Below are 22,357 nucleotides of genomic sequence, written 5' to 3'. Positions count from 1 at the left end.
GTTCGGCGCTGTGCGACCGTCAGATGGATTGAGAACAACATGAGCAGCAATCGCGACACCGTCGCGTCCTTTTATGCAGCACTGGCCGCCGGAGATGCCGGAGCCGCGCTGGGCACGATGGCGGAAGATATCAGCTGGATCGGCATGGACGGCTGGCCCTATCGCGCGACCGGGCGCGGTCCGGCGGCGGTCGCCGAAGGGATCCTCGCGCCGATGATGGCCGACTGGGAGCATCTGGCGGTCACGCCCGCGACCATCCTCGACGCGGGCGACGTCGTCGTCGCCACCGGCCGCTACGGCGGCGTTCACCGCACCACGGGAAAAACGCTCAATGCCGCCTTCGCCCATCTCTGGATGGTCAGCGATGGCAAGCTCGCCGGTTTCCGCCAGTTCACCGACACGCTGCTCGTCGATCGGGCGATGCGGTGACGGTTGCGCCTCGCACCGTCATCGTCACCGGCGCGAGCCGCGGCATCGGCCGTGCGACCGCGATCCGCCTGGCGGAGGATTTCGACCTCGTCGTCTCGGTGGCACGAAGCGAAGCCGATCTCGAGGATTGCGCCGCGCATATCCGCGCGGCAGGCGCAAAGGCGCTGCCGATCGTGCAGGATCTGCGCGACCTGGATGCCGCCTCGAACGTGATCGCCGGCACGCTGGCGCAATCCGCGACGATCGATGCGATCGTCAACATCGCCGGCGCCGTGCCGCAGGCCGAGTTGCTGGCGATGACCGACGCGCAATGGGAGGATGGGCTCGCGCTCAAATTCCACGGCGCCCGGCGCCTCGCCACGGCTGGCTGGCCGCATCTCGTGGCGTCGCGCGGTTCGCTGATCTTCATGTCGGGCGCGACCGCCGAAACGCCCAGGGCGCTGCTCGCCGGGGTCTCCGCGATCAATGCCGCGATCTCCGGCCTCGCCAAGGCCTTTGCCGACCGCGGCGTCGCCGACAATGTCCAGGTCAACACCATCCTTCCCGGTGCGGTCATGACCGGCCGGCGCCTGGCGATGATCGAACATTTTGCCGCGAGCCGCGGCCTCGCGTTCAAGGACGCGCTGCACGTCTATGCGCGCGAAGCCAGCATATCGCGGTTCGGCCAGCCCGAGGACATTGCCGCGCTCATTGCCTTTGCCCTGTCGCCGCCCGCCCGGTGGATGACCGGATCGAGCCTGCGGATGGACGGCGGCGAAACCAGATCCCTGTGACCAGAAGAAAGCCAGCCATGCCCGATCATCCAACCTCAACCTCGCTCTCGCGCCGTGACGCGATCGGCGCGCTCGCGCTGGGTGCGGCGATCCTGCCCAGGGTCGCTCATGCCGCACCGGCCACGATCGTCCATGCCATCGCCTTCGATGGCTTCCCGATCTTCGACCCGCGCCCGGTCGGCGCGCTGGCGAAACGGCTGTTTCCCGATCGCGGTGAGGCGCTCGCCCAGCAGTGGAGCGCCAAGCTGTTCGGCTATGCCTGGCTTTACACGTCCGCCGGGCAATATGCCGGGTTCGACGCGCTCGCCGACGCGTCCTTGCGCTACACCGCCGAGGCGCTGCAGCTCGCGCTCAGCGACCGCGATCGCAGCGCGCTGGTCGGCGCCTATGCCCAGCTCGATATCTGGCCTGACGTCCGCCCGGCACTGGTGAAATTGCGAGCCGCCGGTGTCCGGCTCGCCTTTCTCTCGAACCTCAGCGAGGCGACGCTACGCGCCAACATGGCGCGCAGTGGCATTGCCGAGCTGTTCGAACAGGTGCTGAGCACCGACCGTGTCCGCCAGTTCAAGCCCGCCAGGGCTGCCTATGCGATGGCGCTCGACGCGTTCGGCCTGCCGAAGTCGCGGATCGGCTTTGCCGCCTTTGGTGGCTGGGACGCAGCCGGTGCCGCCTGGTTCGGCTATCGCACCGCCTGGGTGAATCGGCTCGGCGTGCCACGCGAACCGATCGAGCCGGGCCCGGCGATCGTCGCGCCGGGCATGGAGGCGGTGCTTGCCCTTGCCGGCATTGCCTGAGCAAATTGCGGCCATCGTGATGAAAGGGCTTGGATGCGGGTTCTGATCGTCTTCGCCCATGCTGAGCCGACCAGCTTCAACGGCGCGATGCTGCGTGCCGGTGTCGCAGCGCTGACCGCCGCCGGGCATGAGGTGAAGGTGTCGGATCTCTACGCCATGGGCTTCGATCCCGTGTCGGACCGCCGCAATTTCCTGACCATCGCCAACCCCGATGAACTGCGCCAGCAGGCCGAAGAGGCGTATGCCAGTGCCAATGATGGCTTCGTGCCCGATCTCCAGGCCGAAATGGACAAGCTTGCCTGGTGCGATGCGCTGGTGTTCCAGTTCCCGATCTGGTGGCTCGGCCTGCCCGCGATCCTCAAAGGCTGGGTCGATCGTGTGTTCGCGGTCGGCCGCGCCTATGGCGGTGGGCGCTGGTTCGAGGGCGGGTTCTTCGCCGGCAAACGCGCGATGTGCGCGGTGTCGGTCGGTGGCCTCGAAGATGTCTACTCGGAGGATGGTGTCTATGCGAGAATCGAGGACATATTGTTCCCGATCCACCGCGGCATCTTCGCCTTTACCGGGTTCAGCGTGATCGAGCCCTTCGCCGTCTACGGGCCGGGTCGTATCGGCGCGGCGGAGCGCGAAAGCTATCTCCGCGACTATGTCGAGCGCCTGCTCACACTCGATATGGCGCCGATCCTGGTCAATGAGCAACGCGCTGACCGCGCGGGTTTCAGCGGGAGCCCGGTAGGCAAGCGCTGACCCCGCTCGGGTCAGGCGATCTCGGTGATCAGACCGTCGCCAAGCCAGGCGCGTAGCAGCTCGGCGGCCGTGGCCGCCCCGGCCTCTTCGCCGAGTTCATCGACCAGGGTTGCACACAGCGCCCCGAAGGGCCTGCCGGCAAGGGCGAGCGTCAGCATCGCTTGCTCATGCGCCTCGATGCTGCGGAAATGCGGCGACAGGTCGCGGCGCCAGACCAGCAGCGCGCCCGCGCGCGGCAACATCTCTGCCGCCGGTGGGGCGTCGCCCTGGGCGATCGCCGACCAGATCGCCGCGCTGTTGGTAAGCGACCGGCCGATCGTCAGCGTCGGCACGAAGCGCAGGATGGCAGTTTCCCAGTCGAGTTCGGGCAAGGTGGCAAGATCCACCGGCGCGGCGTCGGGACCATCGAATGCCTGTCGCAGCGTGGAGTCCAGCCAGGCCAGCTCCGCGACTTCGCGATCGTCGGGATAAAGCGTCGATAGGGACGCGGCGAAGTCGTGGCCGTAGCGGCCTAGCGTCCAGCTCTTGGGCGGGTGCCGTTCGATATGGTGCAGCGCCGCCTGCTGGAACGCGTCCTCGCCGAGCCAGGCGGCGCATTTCTCATGGGTGTCGCGCAGGCAGTCGACGAGCTGGGCACGATAGGCGTGGTGATAGACGGCAAGCCCGTCTTCAGCGCTCGCGCCGAGATGGCGCGCGACATGGTTCGGCGCATCGACCAGCCAGGCAGTGAAATCGCGCTGTAGCCCTGCGAGACTCATGCGGCGACCGCCTCGCGGACGCCGGCGATCTCGCGGGCGATGGCGAGCTCGACCAAGAGGTCGTCGAGCGGTGGAATGCGGTCGTCGCGCTCGATCATCGTCGCCGCCGGACCGAACCGGGCGCAAGCCTCTGCGTAAAGCGCCCAGACCGGGTCCGGCACGGGGGCGTCATGGGTATCGATCAGGAGGTTCTTGCCCTGGCTGTGCCCGGCCAGGTGCATCTGGCGCACCCGGTCGCCGGGAATGCCGTCGAGATAGGCGATCGGGTCGAAGCCGTGATTGCTCGCGCTGACGAAGATGTTGTTCACATCGAGCAGCAGATAGCAGCCGGTACGCGCCGCCATCTCGGCGATGAAGTGCCACTCGGTCCGGTTCGATCCGGGAAAGGTGAGGTAGCTCGACGGGTTCTCGATGACGAGCGCGCGGCCAAGCGCTTCCTGGGCGTGGTGGATATTGGCGCACACCACCTCCATCGCCTCGTCGGTATAGGGCAGGGGTAGCAGGTCGTGCGAATTGAAGCCGCCATAGCCGGTCCAGCACAAATGATCGGAGACCCAGAGCGGATCGATCCGGTCGGCGAGCGAGCACAGGCGGCGCAGATGCTCCTCGTCCAGACCGTCGGCGGATCCGATCGACATCGACACGCCGTGCAGCGCGACCGGGCAGCGCTCGCGGATGCGTTCCAGCATCACCAGCGGGCGGCCGCCATCGACCATGAAATTCTCGGAAATGACCTCGACGAAATCGAGCGGCAGGGGCCGCGTCAGGAAGTCGTCATAATGTTGCGGGCGCAGGCCGAGGCCGAAGCCGCGGAAAGGCGCGATAGGCTCGGGCATCGGGCTCACCATCGATCGCAGGAAAGGGACAGCACGGGGCCACTCCGTCGCTCTTGCGATCGGATGGCCCCGGTGTCGTTGGCCCGGCCGGGAGTCCGGGCCTGCGAAATTACTTCGGCTCGGTCAGGCTGCCGCCCTGTGCCTTGCAGGCCTTGGTGGTCAGCGCCTTGAAGCCCTGGCCCTTGCACTCATTCTGGCCCTTGCACTCATGCGCGCCCGACTTGCAGTCCGACGTGCCCTTGCAGCTGTTCACGCCGTAGCAGTGAACGACCTTGCCGGCGGCCTGGGCGGGTGCCGCTACCGCAACGCCGGCAATCGCGACGAGGGCGACGCTGCTGGCGATGCTGGCGGCTTTGAAACTGATCATGAGCTTGTCTCCGAATAGGTTTGCCGAAGTGGCACTTCCCTATTCGGGGGCACGGGCGATCAGGTTACAGCCCGCGCCGAACCTATTTCTACCAGCGCAGCAAGCGCGGTCCGACGAGCGCCCCGAAACCGGCGGCGGCGACCATGCCCAGCGTGTACCAGGTGAGCACGAAGAATGCGGAAGTCTCGCCGCAGTGGAAGCTGTAGAGCAGTGCGGCCCAGCCGCCCGACGCGAGGCCTGCCGCCGCGCCGGTCAGGCGCAGGCGGGTCGGCGCGAAGCGACGGAATGCCCAGATCAACCCGGCGAAGATCGGCACCGACAATAGCAGCACGCGCATCGAGCATTGCCGCCAGCTGTCGCCGAGCCACATCGCCAGCCAGTGCGATTGCGGCGCGCGGGCGAGTTCGGTCGCGGCGACGGCGGCGAGCAGGCCAACAGGTATGACGAGCAGCCACAGCCAGTCGCTGCGCGTCGCCTCGGGCCGGGCGAGATGGCGCGTCGCGAGGATCGCGATCACGCCAAGTGACAGCGTATAGGCCCATTTCATCCAGATGGCGTAGCCATGGACGGCGGTCGCGAAGTCGGAGCGCAGGCCGAGGCCGAGCACGACCATCACGGCGGTGATCGCGCCGCCAAGGGCAAGTGCTGCGCCCAGCCGGCGCTCGACGGCGTGGCGCGCGAGCGGGCGGACGCCCGCCGAGAGCGAGTTGATCAGATCGTCGGTGTTCATCATGAAAGTCCCAGCCGGGCGGCGAGCGATTTCAGCCCGCGGTGCACCGAAATCTTCACATCGGATTCGCTCATGTCATGGCGGTCGGCGGCTTCCGCCACGCTGAGGCCATCGACCTTGGTCTCGCGGATTGCGCGCGCCTGTTTCGCAGGGAGCGTCTCGAGCAGGCTGTCGACATCCATCCGCGCCGACACCGCGTCCTCGAAGCCTTCGGCCGCCAGGATCTCCTCCAGCCCCTCGATCGGGACGGTCACCCGCCGTCGGCGGAAATGGTCGACCATCTTGTAGCGCGCGACCGCATAGGCCCAGGCGGTGAAGGGCCGACTGGTGTCGTAGGTTGCGCGCCTGGTGTGAATGGCAATGAGTGTTTCCTGCACGAGATCCTCGACATCTTCCGCGGCGTCGCGAAGGCGGCGGCCAAAAAAGGAGCGGAGCAACGGGGCGAGGATATCGAGCAGAGCTCGATATGCTTTGGCGTCCCCGGAGAGACCGCCGAGCATCATCGCCCGCAGTTGTTCTTCACTCGCCCGCACGTGCACTCCTGATGTCCATTCGTGTCGTCCCGCCGGCTGGTTACATCGAACCGTCCGAATCGCGAGACATTTCTTGTCTCCCGAGGGCGGGGTTTCAATCGCACCTGTCGCTGTAACCGCACGGCGCCGGTCCGCGAATAGCGATCGAGACCGTTCGCCCGCGGTCTCCCGCCTCCCGTGCGGCGATCGTCCTCCCCCCTCGATCGTCGCACGGCAGGCGCTGTCCACACCTTTTCTATTTCCAAGGAGATTATCCCATGACGTCCCGTTCCAGCCTCGCGCTCACCGCGTTGCTCGTCGCCTCGCTCGGCGCCGGCGCCGCGCAGGCGCAGAAGGCCGCCAAGCCAATGGAGAAATGCTACGGCGTCAGCCTTGCCGGCAAGAATGACTGCAAGGCGGGCGCGGGCACGAGTTGCGCCGGCACCTCGGTGCGCAACTATCAGGGCGATGCCTGGAAGCTGGTGCCGGCCGGCACCTGCACCAAGATCAAGACGCCCAAGGGCTTCGGCTCGCTGACCGCCAAGGCCTGATCGCATGACGCTCACCGCAGGCCTGGGGCTCAAGCTCGAGCATCTCGACGCGGCGCTTGCCGCGCGCGACCCGGGCCTGTGGTTCGAGGTCCATTCCGAAAATTACATGATGGACGGCGGGCCGAGGCTCGCCGCGCTGGAGACGGTGCGGCGCGAGCATCCGGTCTCGCTGCACGGCGTCGGCCTGTCGCTCGCCTCGGTCACACCGCCCAACCCAGGCCATGTCGAACGGCTCGCCCGCCTCGCGGCGCGGATCGAACCCTGCGCGGTGTCGGATCACCTCGCCTGGACGCGTTGGGAAGGCGTGGAGCATGGCGATTTCCTGCCGTTCCCGCGCTCGCGCCAGGCGCTTGACTGCGTCGTCGACAATATCCAGCGCGTCCAGGACGTGCTGCGACGGCCGCTCCTGGTCGAAAATCCCTCCACTTATCTCGACCTGCCGGGCCATGACCTCGACGAGGCATCGTTCCTTGCCGAGATGGTGCGCCGGAGCGGATGCGGGCTTCTGGTCGACGTCAACAACGCCTTTGTGTCGGCGCATAATCTTGGCGGCGACGCGGCCGCCTTTCTCGATGCCCTGCCGGCCGCGGCGATCGGGGAGATCCATCTCGCGGGTCATTCCGCCGACCCTGACGGCGCGACCGGGTTGCTGATCGACACGCACGACGCGCCGGTCGCGGAGACGGTGTGGTCGCTCTATGCCCGCCTCGTCGATCGTATCGGTGCCCGGCCGACGCTGATCGAGCGCGACGACCGCCTGCCACCGTTCGACGACCTGATGATCGAGCGCGGTCGCGCCGCGGCGTTGCTCACGGATTTGCGTGCCAATGCGGACCTGATCGATGCATGATCTGGCCGATTTTCAGCGTGATTTCTCCGCGGCTTTGTTCTCAGCCGAGGTCGCCGGGGCCGCCGCGCTTGCTGTCCATCGTAACAGCGGCGCCCGCGCGGCGATCGATGCGCTCGCCGCCAATTATCCGGTGGTGCGCGCCCTGTTCGGCGAGGAGCCCTTTGCGGCGTGCGCGCGAAGCTATCTGCAGGCGCACCCGCCGCGCGATCCGAGACTGAGCCATGTCGGCGCGTCGTTCGCGGCGTTTCTTGGCACCTATCCGTCCGCCGGTGACCTGCCCTGGATCGGCGATGTCGCGGCGCTCGAGCACCTGTGGCTGGAGAGCCTGTTCGCCGCCGATGCGGTGGTGCTCGATGGTGAGGCGCTCCTGGCGCTGGGTCTTGATGACGGGACGAAGGTGGCGCTCCACCCCGCGACCAGGTTCGCGCAGTTCGCGTCGCCGGCCGCGAGCATCTGGCGGGCGCACGACCAGGGCGATCCCGGCGCCCTCGAGACGATCGACTGGCGGCCCGAGGCGGTGATCGTCACCCGCCACGATCAGACTGTCGGCATCGCGCCGCTCAGCGCCGCGGGGCTTGCCTTTGTCGGTGCCATCGCCGCTTCACACACCATGGTGGCGGCGGCCGAGGCGGCGCTGGCGGTCGACCCTGGCCTTGACCTTTCGGCCATATTCGGCGCGCTGATCGACGCCGGCACCTTCACTTATGCCACCGATGACGGGAGCCTTTCATGATCCTCGACCTGTATCGCCGCCTTGGCGCCGCGCTTGACCGGCTGGTGCCGACCGCATTGCTGTTGCTGCTCGCCCGTCTGGCGATCGCTGCGATCTTCTTCCTCTCGGGACGCACCAAGGTCGAGGGCGTCCTGACGCTGACCGATTCCACCTATGAGCTGTTCCGGACCGATTACGCTTTGCCCTTCGTCTCGCCCGAGATCGCGGCGCCACTGGCGGCTTATTCGGAACATTTCTTCCCGGTCCTGCTGGTGCTCGGCGTGTTCACGCGTCCTGCGGCGGCCGCCCTGCTCGGCATGACGCTCGTGATCGAGATCTTCGTCTATCCCGATGCCTGGCCGACGCATCTGAGCTGGGCCGCGCTGTTGCTGCCGCTCATCGCGCGGGGCGGCGGTGCCTGGTCGCTCGACAATCTGCTCGGAATCGATCGGCGTTTGTAACCGACGAGCCCGTGCTGACGAATTGGTTGTTCGGAGGACACGATGAACGAGGCCGAATTCGACACGATGCTGACGACGATGAGCGTCGCCGTACAGAACTTCTTCAGGGTGAGACTGAAGCAGGGTCATTCGCTGACCGGTAATCGTGACGGCGGTATCGCGGTCCATTATGTTCTCGCGGGGACGATGTGCCTCGAGGTTGCCCAGCAGAAGGATATCCTGTGCGGACCCGGCACGCTGGTGCTGTTGCCGCCCGGGCTCGAGCGGACGATCAGGCCGGCCTTTGACGCCGGGTCCGGCGCAGGGGCCGGGGAGGCCAGTGATGAACCGGGCCTCCTCCTCGCGACAGGCGCCATCACGGCACGGGTGTGCGGGGCGTTCGGGTTGCTGGATTCGGTCAGCGCACCCATTGCCGAGGACCTGGGCGATTCCGCGCTGATCCGCGAGAGCTGCCGCCTGATGCTGGCCGAGTTCGTCGAGGCGGGATACCAGTCGCGCGTTCTGGCCGACGCCTTGATGAAGGTCTGCGTCGTGATGGCGCTGCGGCGGGCCTTTTCGCGCGGTGAACCCGATTCTGGCCTGTTAGGTACGCTGCGCGATCCACGACTGGGCAGGGCAATTGCCGCGGTGATCGGAAACCCGGCAGCGCGTCACAGCGTGGCAAGCCTGGCGGGAGAGGCCTCGATGAGCCGCTCGGCCTTCGCCCGGGAGTTCACCTCCAACCTCGCGATGACGCCGATGGCCTTTGTCGTACGGGCGCGGCTTCAGCAGGGCGCCGACCTGCTGAGCGGCACCAGGCTTCCGGTGAAGATGATCGCGGCCAATATCGGTTTTGCCAGCCGCAGCCATTTCAGCCGGGTCTTTTCCGCCGCATTTGGCGCCGATCCCAGCAGCTTTCGCCGAGCGGGCGTCCGCAAGGGGCGAATCGACGGCGCGCGGCGAAACGGCGCGGTGCCGCGCCATTCCCTTTTCCATGCCGGAGAACGATGATGACTGGCCTTTCCTCTCGCCTCAGCCTGGCCGCGGTTGCTGGAACCGCGTTGGCGATTCTGCTGGTCGCCGCCGGTTCGGTGGCTCCCGCGGCGGCAGGCGCGGCGGACGCAGCGCACCCGACAGTGGTCGAGCTGTTCGAGAGCCAGGGGTGTTCAAGTTGCCCGCCGGCGAACGCGAACCTGAACGCGATCGCCGACCGCCCCGATATCCTCGCCCTGAATTTCGCCGTGACCTATTGGGATCAGCTGGGCTGGAAGGACACGTTCGCGCAGCCGGCCTTCACCGCGCGGCAATGGGACTATGCTCGTGCCGGCGGGCGTGGCGAGGTCGCGACGCCGCAAGTGATCGTGGATGGCCGCGATACCGTGGTCGGCAATGACGCACAGCAGCTCGCGGCGGTTATCCGGCGCAGCGGTCGTGGCGAAGCCGGTCCGGCCATTTCGAGTACTGCCGGAAGCGTGACCGTCGCCGCCGGAAGCGTGTTGCGGCCGGCGACGGTCTGGCTCGTTCGCTACGATCCGCGGACGCAGCTCGTGCCCATCCGCGCCGGCGAAAATGGCGGGCGCACACTGCCCCACCGCAATGTCGTCCGCTCGCTCGAAGCGCTCGGCAGCTGGACCGGCCGCGCGCAATCCTACCGGATCACCCAGCCAGCCCAGAGCAATTTGCGCGAGGCAGTTCTCGTGCAGGAGGGCAGGGGCGGCAGGATCCTGGCCGCCCACCGCCTGTAGCCGGGGCATTGCCTTCTGCGTGCCCGGTGCGGTGCGTGGTTGGTTTGCTTGCCCTGCCAGCTAGGACGGCGCACTTCGCGAGCCATTCGAGTTGGTGGCCCGCGCGGTCGTACAGATTGGCTGGCTCGCGGCCAGCGGGACGAGAGCGAAACCCTGGCCTATTGCGTGACACGCGCCTCCTCTTCGCGCTCGCGGTGCGACGCGACGATCGCCGAGGCGACCTTGGCCAGCGTCTTCAGGCTGGCCTTCATATAATGGTCGCGCTCGTAGCGCTGAATCTGCTGGGCCTTGGAGCCGACCCTGGCGGCCAGCTCCTCCTGGGTAAGGCCGACCGCAATCCGCGCCGATATAAGGTCGTCGCCCACCGTTGCGACATGCCCGATGGCCGTGAAATCAACCCGGCCCGAGACGGCCTCGCGATAGCGCGCAACCTCGGCATCGAGCTTGCCGATATCCGCTTCGAGCGCGGCAATCCGCGCGCGTTTCAGGGGATCGGGCGTGCGCCGGTCGCCCAGCGCCGCCAGCGATCCCGTCAGTCGATCGCGCTGCTGCTTGGTGATGGCCAGCTGGCGCTCATTCTTGATCATGGCTCAACCTCCGCCAAAACAAGCCGTACGATGCCCTTCCGCTCGCCGTTCCGGTCGATCTGGAAGAACTCCAGATAGGAGGCATCGAGCTCGGTCGGCGAAAACGCGTCTGGACGAATGTCGCCGCCATATTTGACCTCCATCGCCGCATTGCCTTCATGGCTGAACTCGAGAAGCGCCTTGTCGAGCTTCTCGATCTTGACCCCTTGTACGTCCCAGCAGGCGTCATAGTCGTTCGGTTTGGCCTTGTCGGTCACGAAGCTGCCGTCGACATAGCGCCCTGCAGCCCACCGCTTTCAAATGCCGGACGAGAAGGGCCAGCTTGTCGGTCAGCGCCCGGCGATGTTCGGTGACCGCGTAGCGCTCAGCAAACTCCTGCCAGCTCGCATCATGCACTCCTGCGGGCAGGTAGCCGCGCTCGTCACACTCGGGAATCATCTTTAGGACAACACTTTTGTTGTGTCAATTCGTGCGAGGTAGGTCGAGCGTCGATCAGCGCAGCGCGTCGCGTTGCTTCTTCAAGGCGTCGAGTTCCTGTTGCTGTTCGGCGATACGGTCTGAGGACCGCTCCTCGTCGTTGCCGCCGGAATAGGCCGCCGCCTGTTCCACCAGGTCCCGCAGGTTATCCTCGATGATCGCGATTCGTTCATCAAGTTCGGCGAGCGTCGCGTTGGTGTCAGACAAGATGCGATCTCCCATCAGAGCTTCGAATTCCTGCGGTGCCCCATCGAGGAAATCCCTTTCCGCGCTGAGTCCCGATGCCGCTCGTCCGCAGTCTTGCGCATATGGTCAAGTACTTCGTGCGGGAGAAAATCGCGGGCGGACCTTGCCTCACCGCAATGTCGGCCACGCACTCGATGCGCTTGGCACCTGGACCGGCGGCCCGCCGCCCGTAGCGGTCGTGTCGTTTTCCGCACGACCGGCAAAATGCCTGGCCGGTTCACGCTTTCCCCGCCTGCTAGGCTTGCCCGACCGGCAGCCGCGTTCCACCGGCGGGCATTCGCTGCGCTTCCGCGCGCCGCCGCGGTGGCATGACGGCGCAATCCGCGAGCCGATCGAGGTCGTCGAGCTCGGCAGCGTGGTGGCGCCCCCAGTCGCATAATGCCAGCAGCACCGGTTCGAGGCTCAGTCCCAGCGGCGTCGCGCTATAGTCGACCCGGGGCGGCACCTGGCGATAGACCTCGCGGTGGACGATGCCATGTTCTTCCATTTCGCGAAGCTGCTGGATCAATACCTTCTGGCTGATCTCCGGCATCTGCCGCTTCAGGTCAGACAGGCGTCTGGGCCCGTCGAACAGATGATAGAGGATGATCGGCTTCCAGCGCCCCGCGATCACCTTCAGCGCGCGTTCGGCCGGCAATACCGGCAGGCGCTTGATCGGGTCCGCCATGGTTACCTCCAGGTGTGTATGGCACGAAAGGGTGCGTAGAACCCTAGGGCGGGATATTGCCAATGTGGGTGCTCAAGACAACCCCAATGCGAGATCCATCATGAAAGTCATTCAACTGACCCGCTTCGGCGGGCCCGAGGTGCTCCAGCTGGCGCAATTGCCAACGCCCGTGCCGGGGCCTGGCCAGATTCTCGTCCGCGTGCGCGCGGCCGGGGTCAATTTCGCCGAGACGCTCATGCGCGAGGATCGCTACGCGATGACACCACCGCTGCCCTCGGTGCCGGGCGTCGAGGCGGCCGGCGAGATCGTTGCCATCGGTCCGGATGTCAGCGGCTTCGACCTTGGCGCGCGGGTTGCTGCTCCCCTGTTCGCTGCTGGCCTGCATTCCGGAGGCTATGCCGACCATGTGGTGATCCCCGCCGAACTCGTCGTGCTCCTGCCGGATGATCTGTCGTTCGAGGATGCGACCGCCCTGATGATCCAGGGGCTGACCGCTGCCTATCTGCTGAAACAGGCGTCGCCGGCCGGCAAGACGATATTGGTCAATGCTGCCGCCGGCGGGGTCGGCTCGATCCTCGTGCAACTCGCCCGCAAGGCCGGCGCGAAGACGATCGTCGCCGCAGCCGGCAGTGACGACAAGCTCGCTTTCGCCCGATCGCTCGGTGCCGATATCGGGATCGATTACACCCAGCCCGACTGGACCGAGACGATGAGCGCTGCGCTGGATGGGGAGGGCCCCGATATCATCTACGAGTCCGTCGGTGGTGCGATCACGATGGCGAGCCTCGCGGCACTGGCGCCGCTCGGCCGGATCATCGTCTATGGTGCGCTGAACATCCAGCAGTTCGCATTGGGCGTGCCGGACCTGCTCGGGCTCATCTTCAAGAACCAGTCGCTGACCGGCTTTGCGCTGGCGCCGTTGTTGACCCCGGCGAGTCTCAGGGCCGAGCTCGGCGGTCTTTTCGAGCTGGCCGCGCGCGGCGAACTGCGTGTCACCATTGGTGGTTCCTATCCGCTCGAGCGCGTGGGCGAGGCGCACCAGGCGCTCGAGCAGCGCGCTACCATGGGAAAGCTGGTGCTGTTGCCCTGATTGCTCGTGGCCGCCGCGCCGCGAGGCGCGGCGGCTCCTCCCGATCGAGCGCGGCTGCCTGTTCAGGCCAGCCGGCGCGCGCGGCGCGTGAGGTCGCGACGCAGTGCCGCGAGCGGCGCTGCGTCGTCGAACCTTACCTGACCGTCTCGATCAGCGACACCGAGGCTCGCGAACAGGGCATCCAGATCAGTCGCGACGCGTTCCCCGGCGAAACGTGCATAGAGGCGGCTCAGGGCGTCGGTGCCGGTCGCTGTGTCGCCGGCTGCCATTAGCTGCTCCGGCGTCCAGTCGGTGTTGTTGCCGCCGCTTTGCCGGTTGATCTCGCGCATGGCGTCCTGAAGCGAATGCCGGCCGGCGCTCGCACGCGCAATGTCGATCTCTGCCTGCAGCCAGAAGGTTGCGCCGCCCCAATAGAGCCTGGCCCAGCTTTTCGTGCCGTCCATGCCGCCATCATTCGGTCCGGGCTCGCCCTTCGGCATGCCGGCCAGCGACTGGCGCCAGACGTCGCTCGCCGCAAGGTAACCGGCCCGTGCGCGGGCGATCGGCTCGACATAGGTGGCGTTGCCTTCCTGCAGCCAGAGCGCGCGCCGCGGCAGGTCGGGCAGCGCGGCATGCAGCATCTCGTGTGTCAGGACCCAATCACGCGCGAACGCCGGGCGGTCGGCGAACCGCCCGACATGGATCCGCGTCGCCGAACCGGCATAGCCGAAGGTCGTGGCGTGGCCGACCTTATCGCCATCCTCCGCGATCACGAGCAGGCCATAATGCTCTACCGGAAAGCGCCCGAAATAGCGGGTGACCGCGTCGGCCCCGTCGCGCACCCAGGCGCGCACCCGGTCACGATCGAGCCCCGGCGCGCCGTCGGCGAAGACGAGTGCGATCTCGCCGCCCGGCAGGACGATCCGCTCGACCGGCTGGTCGCGGAGCGCCGCATACAGATCGTCGGGGTCGTCATAGCCCGGCGCCTCGCGAGCGTCCGCGAGTACGGTGACACCGGCGATGCCGATTCCGAGTGCGGCGATAGCGCTGCGGCGGGTGAACATGGCGCGTCGCCCTAGCGGAGCGCGGTCGCCGCGAAGGTCCTGAGCTGGGTGGGATCGGTGATGCCGAGGACGCGGCCGGTCTCCTTCGTGCCGCGATAGGTGATAAGCGTGCTCTGCCGGGTGACGCCGAGCGCCTTTTTCTCCGCTGTCTGATGATCATAATCGAGCCGGAGGATGAGAAGCTTCGCATAGGCCGGGTCGGTCGCGAGCGCGTCGATCGTCGGTGCCTGGGCGCGGCAGGTTGGGCACCAGGGCGCGAACACGTCGATCAGCACCGACTGCCCATGCGCCTGCGCTGTCTTGAGCGCGGCCAGGCTGAACGGCCTGACTGGCTGGGCCGTGGCGGGGGCGGCAATGCACAGGGCGGCGGCAAGGGGAAGAAGGCGGGAAAAAGACATGAGGGATTCCTTGCAGATAGAGATAATTGCTGTGACGCGTTCGGAGGCAGGAGATCGGTGCCGCTGGCTAGATGGAGGTCGTCAGATCGGTCAGCCAGTCCGGCGAGATGCTGACCACCAGCCCCTCGAACATCCTGTCGCCACCGGTCAGGATGAGCAGGCTGACCAGGATGAGCAGGCTGCCGAGCAAGCGCTTGCCGCGATGGCCGGTGCTCATCAGCCGGCCGCGCCAGCGCGTCAGGAAACCGCGCGTCGCGGTCGCAATCAGCAACAACATGGTCGCGATGCCGACCCCGAACGCCGCCATCACCAGCGCAACCTCGGCCAGATCCTGGCCTTGCGCGGCGAGCACAGTCGCTGCACCCAAGGTCGGCCCGACGCAGGGGCTCCACACCAGCCCGAGCAGGACGCCGATACCGGCCTGTCCAGCCAGGCCGAAGCGCTCGAGCCCCGACTGCCGGCGCCCGGCCCAGCCGGCGAGCGGCGCCGCGACACGCGCGAGCAGGTCTTGTGCCTGCGGGACCAGCAGCAGGGCGCCGACCAGAAGCAGAATGACGGCGCCCGCCTGGCGCACGATCTCGCCGTCGAACCCTGAGGAAGCACCGAGCACCGCGACCGCGAAGCCGACCAGGGTGAATGACGCGACCAGCCCGAGCGCAAGCGCGAACGGTCCCCATTTATGGCGCTGGGCGGCGCTGCCGATCACGATGGGCACCAGCGGCAATACGCAGGGTGACAGTATCGTGAGTGCGCCCGCCGCAAAGGCGAGCAGGGGGCTGAGGCCGTTTGCCATGGGTCAGCGGCCGGTCGAGGCGATGAGGTCGGCGATCTTCGCCTTGTCGGTCATGAAGGCGATGCGGCCGGTCTCTCGGCGGCCGTGGAACGCGATCAGTGTCGCCTGCTTGCTCACCCCGAAGCTCCGCCAGACCTCCTTCTGCTTGTCATAGTTGATGCGGAAGACGATCAGTTTGGGATAGGCCTCCGGCGTCGCGAGGCGCTTGATCGTGCGCGCCTGCGATCCGCAAACCGGGCACCACCAGGCATGGACGTCGAGCAGGATCGGGCGGCCCTGCGCCTGCGCCGCCTCGAAGGCGGTGCGGTCGAAATCCGCGAATTCGGCGGCCTGTACCGGCATGGCGGCGACAAGCGCGACGGGCGCGGCAAGGGCGATGGCGGCGGCGCGAAGGAACGACATGGTGAATCTCCCGGATCGACCCAGCGGGGTCTTCATGTCCCATTCGGTTTGACCGGAGATCCGGTTACAGTGCCGGGTCAGTCGAGCCGGCGTGCCTGCGCCAGCAGCGCCGCAGCGGTCGCGGCGAAAAGGAACAGGATCATCGGCCAGCCACGCGCCAGCACCTCGGCGGCCCCCGCGCCCTGCAGCAGCGCCGCGCGCGCGGCGCGGATGAAATGGGTGAGCGGAAAGGCGTTGCCGATCCAGCGCGCCCATGACGGCAAAGTCTCGAACGGATAGAGGAAGCCCGACAGCAGCATCGCGGGCAGATAGAAGGCGACGGCGCCTTGTAGTGCCGCGAGCTGGGTTCTCGCCCTGACCGAGATCGCATAGCCGAGCGCGACATGCGCCGACGCGAACAGCGGCAGTAACAGGATCAGAGCGACGACGCTGCCGCGCGTCGGCAGGTCGAACAGCATGACGCCCGCCGCCAGGACCAGCAGACCCTGTGCCGTGCCGATCACCGCATAAGGCAGGAGCTTGCCGAAAAAGATCTCTGGCGGGGCGAGCGGGAGGCCGAGCAATCCCTCCCAGCTACCGGATTCGCGGTCGCGCGCGAGGCTCAGGCTGCCGAGCATGACCATCGCGATCATCACCGTCACCCCGATCAGCGATGGCAGGAAAGTCCAGTCGGCGCGCGCCTCGGGATTGTAGAGCCGCTCGACGGCGATGCCGGGACCGCTGTCGGCGGCCTCTGCGCGCTCGGCCAGCCCCCGCCAATAGCCGCCCTCGATCCGCGCGACCGCGGCATTGGTCAGCGCGGCGTTCGTCCCGTCGACGACGATCAGCAAGGGGCGCTGGACCTGGGTCGGATTGGCGAACGAGCGGAGCGCCGGCACTTCGATGCCGATCAGTGCGCGACCGGCGCGCACCGCCTTTTCAGCCGAACCGGGACTGGACGGCCCGGTGATGACGGTCAGTCCCGGCAGGCGGCGCAGCGCCCGGGCCGCGTCGGCGGCATTGGCGGGTGTTGGCGCAGCGACCGCGACGTTGACGCTCGCGGCGGTCGGGTGGATCGCATAGCCGAACAGCAAGACCTGCAGCGCGGGCACCAGGACCAGCAAGGTGAAGGTCGTGCGGGAGCGTATCAGCCGTAACAGCTCGACACGGGCGACCGCCGCGATGCGTCGCAGCGCGATCATAGCATCGCTGCGGGTGCGAGCGCCGCGACCGCCGCCTCGAGCGTCGCGGTCCCGCTCTTTTCGATCAGGTCCGACGGCGCGATCGGGCCCTCCACCTGGCCGTCCCGGTAGTGCAGGATCATGGGGCAGCGCTCGGCCTCGGCCAGGTCGTGCGTCGCGATGACGACGCTGTGGCCGCGCCCGGCCAGTTCGATCAGCCAACGCCAGATGTGGGTGCGGGTGACCACATCGAGACCCGCGGTCGGCTCGTCGAGCAGCAACAGAGGTGGTGCGTGAAGCATCGTCGCGGCGAACTGCACGCGCCGGCCCCAGCCGCCGGAAAGGCGCTCGAACCGCGTCGCGAGGACAGGGTCGAGACCCCAGCGCGCCGCCGCCGCCGCGACATGGTCCCTTGCGGCCACCAGCCCATGGACATCGGCCCGAAACCGCAGATTCTCGGCGACGGTCAGCTCGGGGTAGAGCGAAAGCCGTTGCGGCATATAGCCGATCCGGGCGCGGCGCGCGGCGCCAGGACGCCGGATGTCGTCGCCGACTATGGTGCCGCTGCCCAGGTCCGGCCGGAGCAGTCCGGCGAACATGCGCAGCGTCGTCGTCTTGCCGCCGCCATTGGCGCCGACGAGGCCAACGATCGCGCCCGGCATCAGGCGCAGCGTCACATCGCGCACGACCGTGCGTGAGCCGTAGCTTTTTGCGAGGCCGGCGACGTCGATCAGCGGCTCAGCCATGCTCATAGACAAAGCCGCCATGCATATATTTGGTCGCCTCGGCGCCGAGGATGAGCGCGCGCGTGCCCATGGCGGGGCGAGCCTCGCGAAGCTGGGCGAGCGCAAGCCAGATCGCAGCCGAACCGGTATTGCCCAGCCGGTCGGCGTTCACGAAGAAGCGCTCGACGGGCAGGCCGAAATGCGCGGCGCTCTGCATGCCGATCCGGCCACTCACCTGGTGCGGAATGATCGTGTCGACAGCGTCGAGCGCGACGCCGTGCCGGCTCGCTGCGTCCCTGCCGGCATCGAACAGCATTGCGCCCGACGACAGGATCGCGGCGAAGTCATGATCGAACTCGCGGGCGCCCGCGCCGCGCATCTGCAGGCCCGGCGCACGGCCGAGGCCGACTGCGCCAAACCATGCGGCCTCAATGCTGTCGCTGGTGCTCGTCGCCGGCCCAAGGACAATCGCGCCGGCGCCGTCGCCCATCTGCACCATGTTTACCAGCTGCCCTGAATCTTCCGCGATCCGGCCGGGGTCGAAGAATAGCGAGCCGGTCTCCGAGCCGACGATCGCCACCGGTCGGGCATCTGGTGCCGCCAGCAGTCCGAATGCGATCATCAGCGCGTTGGCAAAGCCCGTGCAGGCCTGGCGCAACTCGAGATGCGGGCCGCGATAGTCCAGCCGATCGGCGACAAAGGCGATGTTGCCGGGCAGCGGCTGGAACGGGGTCGCAGTATGGCCGATCAGATAACCGATATCGTCGATCGCGAGATTTGCGTCCGACAGCGCCCGGGTGACCGCCGCCGCCGCGAGGTCGGGATTGGACTGGCCCGGTCGGGCGGCCTCCGTCGCAGCGGCGAAATCGCGGCAGACATGACGGGTGTCGATGGCCATGCGCCGCGCTACCGCCAGCGCTTCGCGGCGGCGGGAAAGATCGAACCGCGCGGCGATCCGGTCGAGCAGCATCTCGGTCGATAACGCCGGGCCGGGCAAGACATGGCCTGTGCCGAGCACCGTCACCCTTCCACGCGACAGCCAGGCCCGGTCCGGGAGTATCGGGGCGATCATGCCACGAGCAGCCCGTCAGGCAGCCGTCTGATATCGCGGTCGAGTGACGCAGGATCGACCTGCAGATCCTCAAAGGCGTCGCGGGCGAGCAGCAGGATATCGGCAAGACCGTCGCGCGCCGCCGCCGCAGCGTCGCGCATCGCCGGAGCCGATCCCGTTTCGAGCGCGAGCCTGCGCGCCACGCGCACATGGCGCGCCTCGTCACGGTGGATCCGCCGCAGGATCGAGGCGACCGCGGGGTCGGCGGCGATCGACTCACCTTGCCGCAGCAGTCGGCCGAACATCGTGCAGACGGCAGAATCGAGCGCCGCGATCCGGGCGAGATGCAGTGCGGTGCCACCGCGGACCAGCCCGATATGGAACCGGCGTGCTGCCTCGATCTGAACCGCATCCTGCCCTGCCTCGGGCAGGCCGCGCTGCAGCTGTCGGATCAAGAGGTCGTGCAGTCGTTCTTCCTCGGCGATGGCGCGAAGGGTCGGGGCGGCGCGATTATCCTTCAGTTGGCATTCCGCAAGACAGCCAAATGCCATTTCAGCTGCTTCCTCGCCGCATCCGAGGAGCGGAAGCAGTGCCGCGAGTGCCGCCGCCGGGCGATCGTCGAGCTGGATCCGCAGGCGTGGACGTTCCGGCTGCGTATCGCGTTTGTGGGCGAAGTTGAAACAGCGCGGCAGGCTTACGTAACCGCTCCCTGGAGTGCCGTCCAAAATCGCGATCCTTCGCCCTGTGCGCCCTGGGTCCTGCCTAGTTCGTCGATTGCCGTCGATCGGTTACAATGACCGGGGCCTGGCACGACACCGAGTGCGGGCGAGCCGTCCAGGCTGAAGACGGAGACGGCAGGATTCGGCGCGACGCCACGGACGCCGTGGCCGATCGCCCGGTGTCGGAAGGGTGGCTTCAGCTCACCGCGTTGCAACGGCGATCGTCAGCAATCCCGTGAGATACCGGCAGACAAGAAACAGTCGATTTTCCCTTCCCGATAGCCGTCGGCGGACTTGTCATGCAGCAGGCGGGGAAGGCCAAGCCTGGAGGCTGGTTATGGCAATGTCACGAACGCCGGACGCGTCGGACGTTGCGCGCGCCACGAGCGCCATGCCTTGGGCGACGCCAGTAAAGAACCGAGCAAGCGCCCGAATGTCGACCTCGGCTTCGAGATACCCGGCGCTGCGTCCACGGTGGAGCGTCTGATAGAGAGCGTCCTCGAGGCCACTGACGCCAGCGGTGGCCGTACGCGCGATCGCGGGTGGTCCGGCGGCGCATTCGAGCACCGTGTTTGAGAGCAGGCATCCGCTGGGCAACCGAGCATCGATCAAAAGCTCAGCGGTGCGCTCCAGTAAGGTGCCGACCGCCATTCTGGGATCGGCAAATTCGGAGAGCGCCGACAAGGGACGTGCGAAGAATATGTCAGCATATCGCTTCAGAATCAGGAGAAACAGGGCCTCCTTGTCACCAAAGGCAGCGTAGAGGCTGGCGCGACTGAGTTCGAGGGTGCGGACGATGTCCGACATCGTCGTTGCTTCGTACACTTGCGTCCAGAAGAGGCGCATCGCCTTTTCGAGCGCGACGTCCGTATCGAACTCACGTGGCCGACCACGGGGCTTCCCTAATACATCCCTATCGTTCTTTTATCAGGTGTTTGCCCATGCGGAAAGCGGTGAAGGGTCTTATCAAGTATCTGCATTTGCTTGGGTATGACCGACATCTGCAGTATACCAGCCTCATTGATATTATAGACATCACGTTCCAGAAATTCGCCTCCAACCCAGCCTGGGTATCGTGATGATAGAATTGTACACCCGTAACACCTCGAACGGGCACAAGATCAGCATCGCGCTTGAGGAGCTCGGCCTGCCCTATGTCATCAGGCCGGTGAACACATTTGTCGGCGAGCAGTTCGCACCTGAGTTCGTCGCGCTGAGTCCGAACGCCAAGATCCCGGTCATTGTCGATACCGATAGCGGCCTCACCGTTTATGAGTCGAATACGATCCTGCTTTACCTCGCCGGAAAGGCCGGACGGCCGATGCCAACCGACGCCGCCCGCCGCTTCGACGCGCTCCAGCTTCTCTTCTTCCAGGCCGCGTCCATTGGTCCGATCTTCGGCCAGCGCCGCAAGATACGACGCCGAAGCGGCTCGGCTTGAGGCCGTGATGGACAGGTTGCTTGAGGGACGCGACTATTTCTGCGGTGATTTTTCCACTGTGGACATTGCCCATTTCGGCTGGGTGAACACTGCGGTCGCGTCCTTCTATCCCGTCGCGGGTTATCCCAATCTCGGCGCGTGGTTCGAGCGAATGTCGGCCAGGCCTGCGGTCGCCAAGGGTATCACGATCCCGGCGCCCCTTATCGACTTCGCCCCGCTGCGCGAAGGCGCGGTTGCGTAAAGTTCGGGCCGTCGCGACCTTGGAAAAAGCCGCGACGTTCAGGCTATTCCGCGTGCTTTCGGGGCCTGGCCTCAAGACGGTCCACGACGATCACCCGTGGGACTAACATGACCACCGGGCCGAAGGAACCGGGAGGCTCATCCTGTAAATCTCCTTGTCGGGCATGCCTCGTCAGTTATGTCGCGCGAAAGCCCGATATTGGCTGGCCATGACCGCAGATCATCGCTCCCACGCACCTGATCAGGGAAATTGGGCGGTGATCAGGAAGCGAGCCCGGCTTGCGTCCACCTTGCGACGGAGTTCGCTGATTTGCTTCTCCTCGGCCACGTCGAGCATTGCCTCGAGCAATCGGCTGAAATGCTGGCGCATGGCCTGCCGGGCGCCGACGGAGTCGCGCTTCTTCAGCGCCTCGAGAACGGCGGCGTGTTCATCATGACGTGTCCCTTCGTCATGCTGGCAGACCGAGGCGTGGAGCGAACATATCTCGGGAATTTCGGTGCGCATCCGCCACAGCGTGCTGATCACATATATGATCGCCTCGTTGCCCGAGGCGGAGGCGATCGTCAGGTGGAAGGAGCGGTCCGCCTCGGTCGCCGCCGCACTGCCGTCATCGGCTTCGGACATTTGCGCGAGCAGCATCTCCAGCACTTCGATCTGCTCGTCGGTGATGGTCGGCGCCGCCAACGCCGCTGCCTCCGACTCAAAAAGCGAACGCGCTTCGGTCAACTCGAACGCACTGACGACGGGCAGCGCCCCGACGCCCACTTCAGACCGATCGCAGACATAAACGCCCGATCCGGTCTTGATCCGCACCAGCCCCTGCGCCTGTAGCGCGATCTCGGCTTCACGGATCGTCACCCGGCTGACGCCGAGCCGTTCCGCCATTTCCCGCTCGCCCGGAAGCCGCGAACCGGGGGGGAAGGCACCCTCCGCGATCATTGTCGCCATTCGTTCGGCGATGTCCTGGAAGAGACGGCGTTCGGCCATAATATCCTCAGTTCAGTTGGGTCCTTTGCCAGACATGCCTCAGTCCGCACCGCTTTGGAATAGGCAATTGGTCCGCAAACCCGCGCTAG

General features: G+C 66.7%; 33 protein-coding genes and 1 pseudogene. 14 read left to right on the top strand and 20 right to left on the bottom strand.

Going from position 1 to position 22,357, the window contains the following annotated elements; translation table 11 throughout:
• The first annotated feature begins 39 nt into the window (after positions 1-39).
• Genes WC729_RS09100 through WC729_RS09085 form a run of 4 tightly spaced genes read left to right on the top strand, consistent with a single transcriptional unit; the run spans position 40 to position 2,740 of the window.
• Positions 40-429: a nuclear transport factor 2 family protein gene (locus WC729_RS09100; RefSeq protein WP_372851824.1), complete on the top strand. Its 390-nt coding sequence runs from the start codon at positions 40-42 to the stop codon at positions 427-429.
• A complete protein-coding gene (locus WC729_RS09095) occupies positions 426-1,202 on the top strand; it encodes an SDR family NAD(P)-dependent oxidoreductase (RefSeq protein ID WP_372851822.1) in 777 nt (258 codons plus the stop codon). Before WC729_RS09100 ends, WC729_RS09095 begins: the two co-directional genes overlap by 4 nt.
• 17 nt (positions 1,203-1,219) lie before the next feature.
• Entirely contained in the window at positions 1,220-1,996 is a 777-nt protein-coding gene (locus WC729_RS09090; protein ID WP_372851820.1) for a haloacid dehalogenase type II, read from the top strand.
• 33 nt (positions 1,997-2,029) lie between these two features.
• Entirely contained in the window at positions 2,030-2,740 is a 711-nt protein-coding gene (locus tag WC729_RS09085) for an NAD(P)H-dependent oxidoreductase (RefSeq protein WP_372851818.1), read from the top strand.
• Between the two features lie 11 nt (positions 2,741-2,751).
• Here WC729_RS09085 and WC729_RS09080 read toward each other — a convergent pair whose 3' ends face one another.
• The 5 genes from WC729_RS09080 to WC729_RS09060 all read right to left on the bottom strand — a co-directional run bounded on the left by WC729_RS09080 (position 2,752) and on the right by WC729_RS09060 (position 5,964).
• Positions 2,752-3,498: a putative DNA-binding domain-containing protein gene (locus WC729_RS09080; RefSeq protein ID WP_372851816.1), complete on the bottom strand. Its 747-nt coding sequence runs from the start codon at positions 3,496-3,498 to the stop codon at positions 2,752-2,754.
• Positions 3,495-4,334, bottom strand: a complete 840-nt coding sequence (locus WC729_RS09075; protein ID WP_372851814.1) for a DUF692 domain-containing protein — start codon at positions 4,332-4,334, stop codon at positions 3,495-3,497. The genes WC729_RS09080 and WC729_RS09075 overlap by 4 nt, the downstream gene beginning before the upstream one ends.
• A gap of 109 nt (positions 4,335-4,443) precedes the next feature.
• A complete protein-coding gene (locus tag WC729_RS09070; RefSeq protein ID WP_281125328.1) occupies positions 4,444-4,701 on the bottom strand; it encodes a hypothetical protein in 258 nt (85 codons plus the stop codon).
• An 88-nt stretch (positions 4,702-4,789) separates the two neighbouring features.
• On the bottom strand, positions 4,790-5,431 hold the full coding sequence (locus WC729_RS09065) for a DUF1109 domain-containing protein (RefSeq protein ID WP_372851812.1): 642 nt from the start codon (positions 5,429-5,431) through the stop codon (positions 4,790-4,792).
• A complete protein-coding gene (locus tag WC729_RS09060; protein ID WP_372851810.1) occupies positions 5,431-5,964 on the bottom strand; it encodes a sigma-70 family RNA polymerase sigma factor in 534 nt (177 codons plus the stop codon). Before WC729_RS09060 ends, WC729_RS09065 begins: the two co-directional genes overlap by 1 nt.
• A gap of 257 nt (positions 5,965-6,221) precedes the next feature.
• On the opposite strand from WC729_RS09060, the gene WC729_RS09055 reads away from it, so the two are divergent.
• The 6 genes from WC729_RS09055 to WC729_RS09030 are packed head-to-tail and all read left to right on the top strand — an operon-like array spanning position 6,222 to position 10,241.
• Positions 6,222-6,494, top strand: coding sequence for a DUF2282 domain-containing protein (locus WC729_RS09055; protein ID WP_372851808.1), 273 nt, complete (start codon positions 6,222-6,224; stop codon positions 6,492-6,494).
• Positions 6,495-6,498: 4 nt separating this feature from the next.
• Complete coding sequence (locus tag WC729_RS09050; RefSeq protein WP_372851806.1) at positions 6,499-7,344, top strand: DUF692 domain-containing protein; 846 nt, start codon at positions 6,499-6,501, stop codon at positions 7,342-7,344.
• Complete coding sequence (locus WC729_RS09045; protein ID WP_372851804.1) at positions 7,337-8,077, top strand: putative DNA-binding domain-containing protein; 741 nt, start codon at positions 7,337-7,339, stop codon at positions 8,075-8,077. The genes WC729_RS09050 and WC729_RS09045 overlap by 8 nt, the downstream gene beginning before the upstream one ends.
• On the top strand, positions 8,074-8,517 hold the full coding sequence (locus WC729_RS09040; RefSeq protein ID WP_372851802.1) for a DoxX family protein: 444 nt from the start codon (positions 8,074-8,076) through the stop codon (positions 8,515-8,517). The genes WC729_RS09045 and WC729_RS09040 overlap by 4 nt, the downstream gene beginning before the upstream one ends.
• Positions 8,518-8,559: 42 nt before the next feature.
• Positions 8,560-9,507, top strand: a complete 948-nt coding sequence (locus WC729_RS09035) for a helix-turn-helix domain-containing protein (protein WP_372851800.1) — start codon at positions 8,560-8,562, stop codon at positions 9,505-9,507.
• A complete protein-coding gene (locus WC729_RS09030; protein ID WP_372851798.1) occupies positions 9,507-10,241 on the top strand; it encodes a DUF1223 domain-containing protein in 735 nt (244 codons plus the stop codon). The genes WC729_RS09035 and WC729_RS09030 overlap by 1 nt, the downstream gene beginning before the upstream one ends.
• Before the next feature lie 158 nt (positions 10,242-10,399).
• Here the strand turns inward: WC729_RS09030 and WC729_RS09025 are convergent, their stop codons facing one another.
• From WC729_RS09025 to WC729_RS09005, 5 genes and pseudogenes are all read right to left on the bottom strand, one after another.
• Positions 10,400-10,828: a multiprotein-bridging factor 1 family protein gene (locus WC729_RS09025; RefSeq protein ID WP_372851795.1), complete on the bottom strand. Its 429-nt coding sequence runs from the start codon at positions 10,826-10,828 to the stop codon at positions 10,400-10,402.
• Positions 10,825-11,091: pseudogene (locus WC729_RS09020) on the bottom strand (hypothetical protein); the annotation flags it as partial. The gene WC729_RS09025 and the pseudogene WC729_RS09020, both read right to left, overlap by 4 nt.
• Entirely contained in the window at positions 11,054-11,266 is a 213-nt protein-coding gene (locus WC729_RS09015) for a hypothetical protein (RefSeq protein WP_372851793.1), read from the bottom strand. The gene WC729_RS09015 and the pseudogene WC729_RS09020, both read right to left, overlap by 38 nt.
• 54 nt (positions 11,267-11,320) lie before the next feature.
• Positions 11,321-11,512, bottom strand: a complete 192-nt coding sequence (locus WC729_RS09010; RefSeq protein WP_372851791.1) for a hypothetical protein — start codon at positions 11,510-11,512, stop codon at positions 11,321-11,323.
• A gap of 274 nt (positions 11,513-11,786) precedes the next feature.
• Positions 11,787-12,218 (bottom strand): winged helix-turn-helix transcriptional regulator, encoded by a 432-nt coding sequence (locus WC729_RS09005; protein WP_372851789.1) that lies wholly within the window; start codon positions 12,216-12,218, stop codon positions 11,787-11,789.
• Positions 12,219-12,318: 100 nt separating this feature from the next.
• Between WC729_RS09005 and WC729_RS09000 the strand changes: the two genes are divergently transcribed.
• On the top strand, positions 12,319-13,308 hold the full coding sequence (locus WC729_RS09000) for a zinc-binding alcohol dehydrogenase family protein (protein WP_372851787.1): 990 nt from the start codon (positions 12,319-12,321) through the stop codon (positions 13,306-13,308).
• 62 nt (positions 13,309-13,370) lie between these two features.
• On the opposite strand, the gene WC729_RS08995 is transcribed toward WC729_RS09000, so the two are convergent.
• The 8 genes from WC729_RS08995 to WC729_RS08960 form a co-directional block, all read right to left on the bottom strand.
• Positions 13,371-14,351 (bottom strand): hypothetical protein, encoded by a 981-nt coding sequence (locus tag WC729_RS08995; RefSeq protein ID WP_372851785.1) that lies wholly within the window; start codon positions 14,349-14,351, stop codon positions 13,371-13,373.
• An 11-nt stretch (positions 14,352-14,362) separates the two neighbouring features.
• The gene (locus WC729_RS08990) at positions 14,363-14,749 is read right to left on the bottom strand and encodes a thioredoxin family protein (RefSeq protein ID WP_372851783.1); all 387 of its coding nucleotides are present in this window, start codon (positions 14,747-14,749) and stop codon (positions 14,363-14,365) included.
• Between the two features lie 67 nt (positions 14,750-14,816).
• Positions 14,817-15,542, bottom strand: coding sequence for a cytochrome c biogenesis CcdA family protein (locus WC729_RS08985; RefSeq protein ID WP_372851781.1), 726 nt, complete (start codon positions 15,540-15,542; stop codon positions 14,817-14,819).
• Between the two features lie 3 nt (positions 15,543-15,545).
• Positions 15,546-15,944: a thioredoxin family protein gene (locus WC729_RS08980; protein ID WP_372851779.1), complete on the bottom strand. Its 399-nt coding sequence runs from the start codon at positions 15,942-15,944 to the stop codon at positions 15,546-15,548.
• A gap of 77 nt (positions 15,945-16,021) precedes the next feature.
• Complete coding sequence (locus WC729_RS08975; RefSeq protein ID WP_372851777.1) at positions 16,022-17,125, bottom strand: ABC transporter permease; 1,104 nt, start codon at positions 17,123-17,125, stop codon at positions 16,022-16,024.
• Positions 17,122-17,850, bottom strand: a complete 729-nt coding sequence (locus tag WC729_RS08970; RefSeq protein WP_372851775.1) for an ABC transporter ATP-binding protein — start codon at positions 17,848-17,850, stop codon at positions 17,122-17,124. Before WC729_RS08970 ends, WC729_RS08975 begins: the two co-directional genes overlap by 4 nt.
• Complete coding sequence (locus tag WC729_RS08965; RefSeq protein WP_372851773.1) at positions 17,843-18,901, bottom strand: 3-oxoacyl-ACP synthase III family protein; 1,059 nt, start codon at positions 18,899-18,901, stop codon at positions 17,843-17,845. The genes WC729_RS08970 and WC729_RS08965 overlap by 8 nt, the downstream gene beginning before the upstream one ends.
• The gene (locus WC729_RS08960) at positions 18,898-19,335 is read right to left on the bottom strand and encodes a 3-oxoacyl-ACP synthase (RefSeq protein ID WP_372851771.1); all 438 of its coding nucleotides are present in this window, start codon (positions 19,333-19,335) and stop codon (positions 18,898-18,900) included. The genes WC729_RS08965 and WC729_RS08960 overlap by 4 nt, the downstream gene beginning before the upstream one ends.
• Before the next feature lie 6 nt (positions 19,336-19,341).
• On the opposite strand from WC729_RS08960, the gene WC729_RS08955 reads away from it, so the two are divergent.
• Positions 19,342-19,677, top strand: a complete 336-nt coding sequence (locus WC729_RS08955; RefSeq protein ID WP_372851769.1) for a hypothetical protein — start codon at positions 19,342-19,344, stop codon at positions 19,675-19,677.
• A 219-nt stretch (positions 19,678-19,896) separates the two neighbouring features.
• On the opposite strand, the gene WC729_RS08950 is transcribed toward WC729_RS08955, so the two are convergent.
• On the bottom strand, positions 19,897-20,445 hold the full coding sequence (locus WC729_RS08950) for a TetR/AcrR family transcriptional regulator (RefSeq protein WP_372851767.1): 549 nt from the start codon (positions 20,443-20,445) through the stop codon (positions 19,897-19,899).
• Positions 20,446-20,677: 232 nt separating this feature from the next.
• Here WC729_RS08950 and WC729_RS08945 point away from each other — a divergent pair, with 232 nt between their 5' ends.
• Together WC729_RS08945 and WC729_RS08940 are read left to right on the top strand one after the other, a co-directional pair.
• Entirely contained in the window at positions 20,678-21,040 is a 363-nt protein-coding gene (locus WC729_RS08945; RefSeq protein WP_372851764.1) for a glutathione S-transferase family protein, read from the top strand.
• A gap of 7 nt (positions 21,041-21,047) precedes the next feature.
• Complete coding sequence (locus WC729_RS08940) at positions 21,048-21,281, top strand: glutathione S-transferase family protein (RefSeq protein ID WP_372851762.1); 234 nt, start codon at positions 21,048-21,050, stop codon at positions 21,279-21,281.
• Between the two features lie 240 nt (positions 21,282-21,521).
• Here WC729_RS08940 and WC729_RS08935 read toward each other — a convergent pair whose 3' ends face one another.
• Positions 21,522-22,268 (bottom strand): FadR/GntR family transcriptional regulator, encoded by a 747-nt coding sequence (locus WC729_RS08935; protein ID WP_372851761.1) that lies wholly within the window; start codon positions 22,266-22,268, stop codon positions 21,522-21,524.
• Positions 22,269-22,357: the final 89 nt, after the last annotated feature.

The organism is Sphingomonas sp. (assembly GCF_041661825.1).
Lineage (GTDB): Bacteria > Pseudomonadota > Alphaproteobacteria > Sphingomonadales > Sphingomonadaceae > Sphingomonas.
The sequence above is the reverse complement of the archived record's forward strand: the minus strand, read 5'-3'. Positions and strand labels throughout refer to the sequence as shown.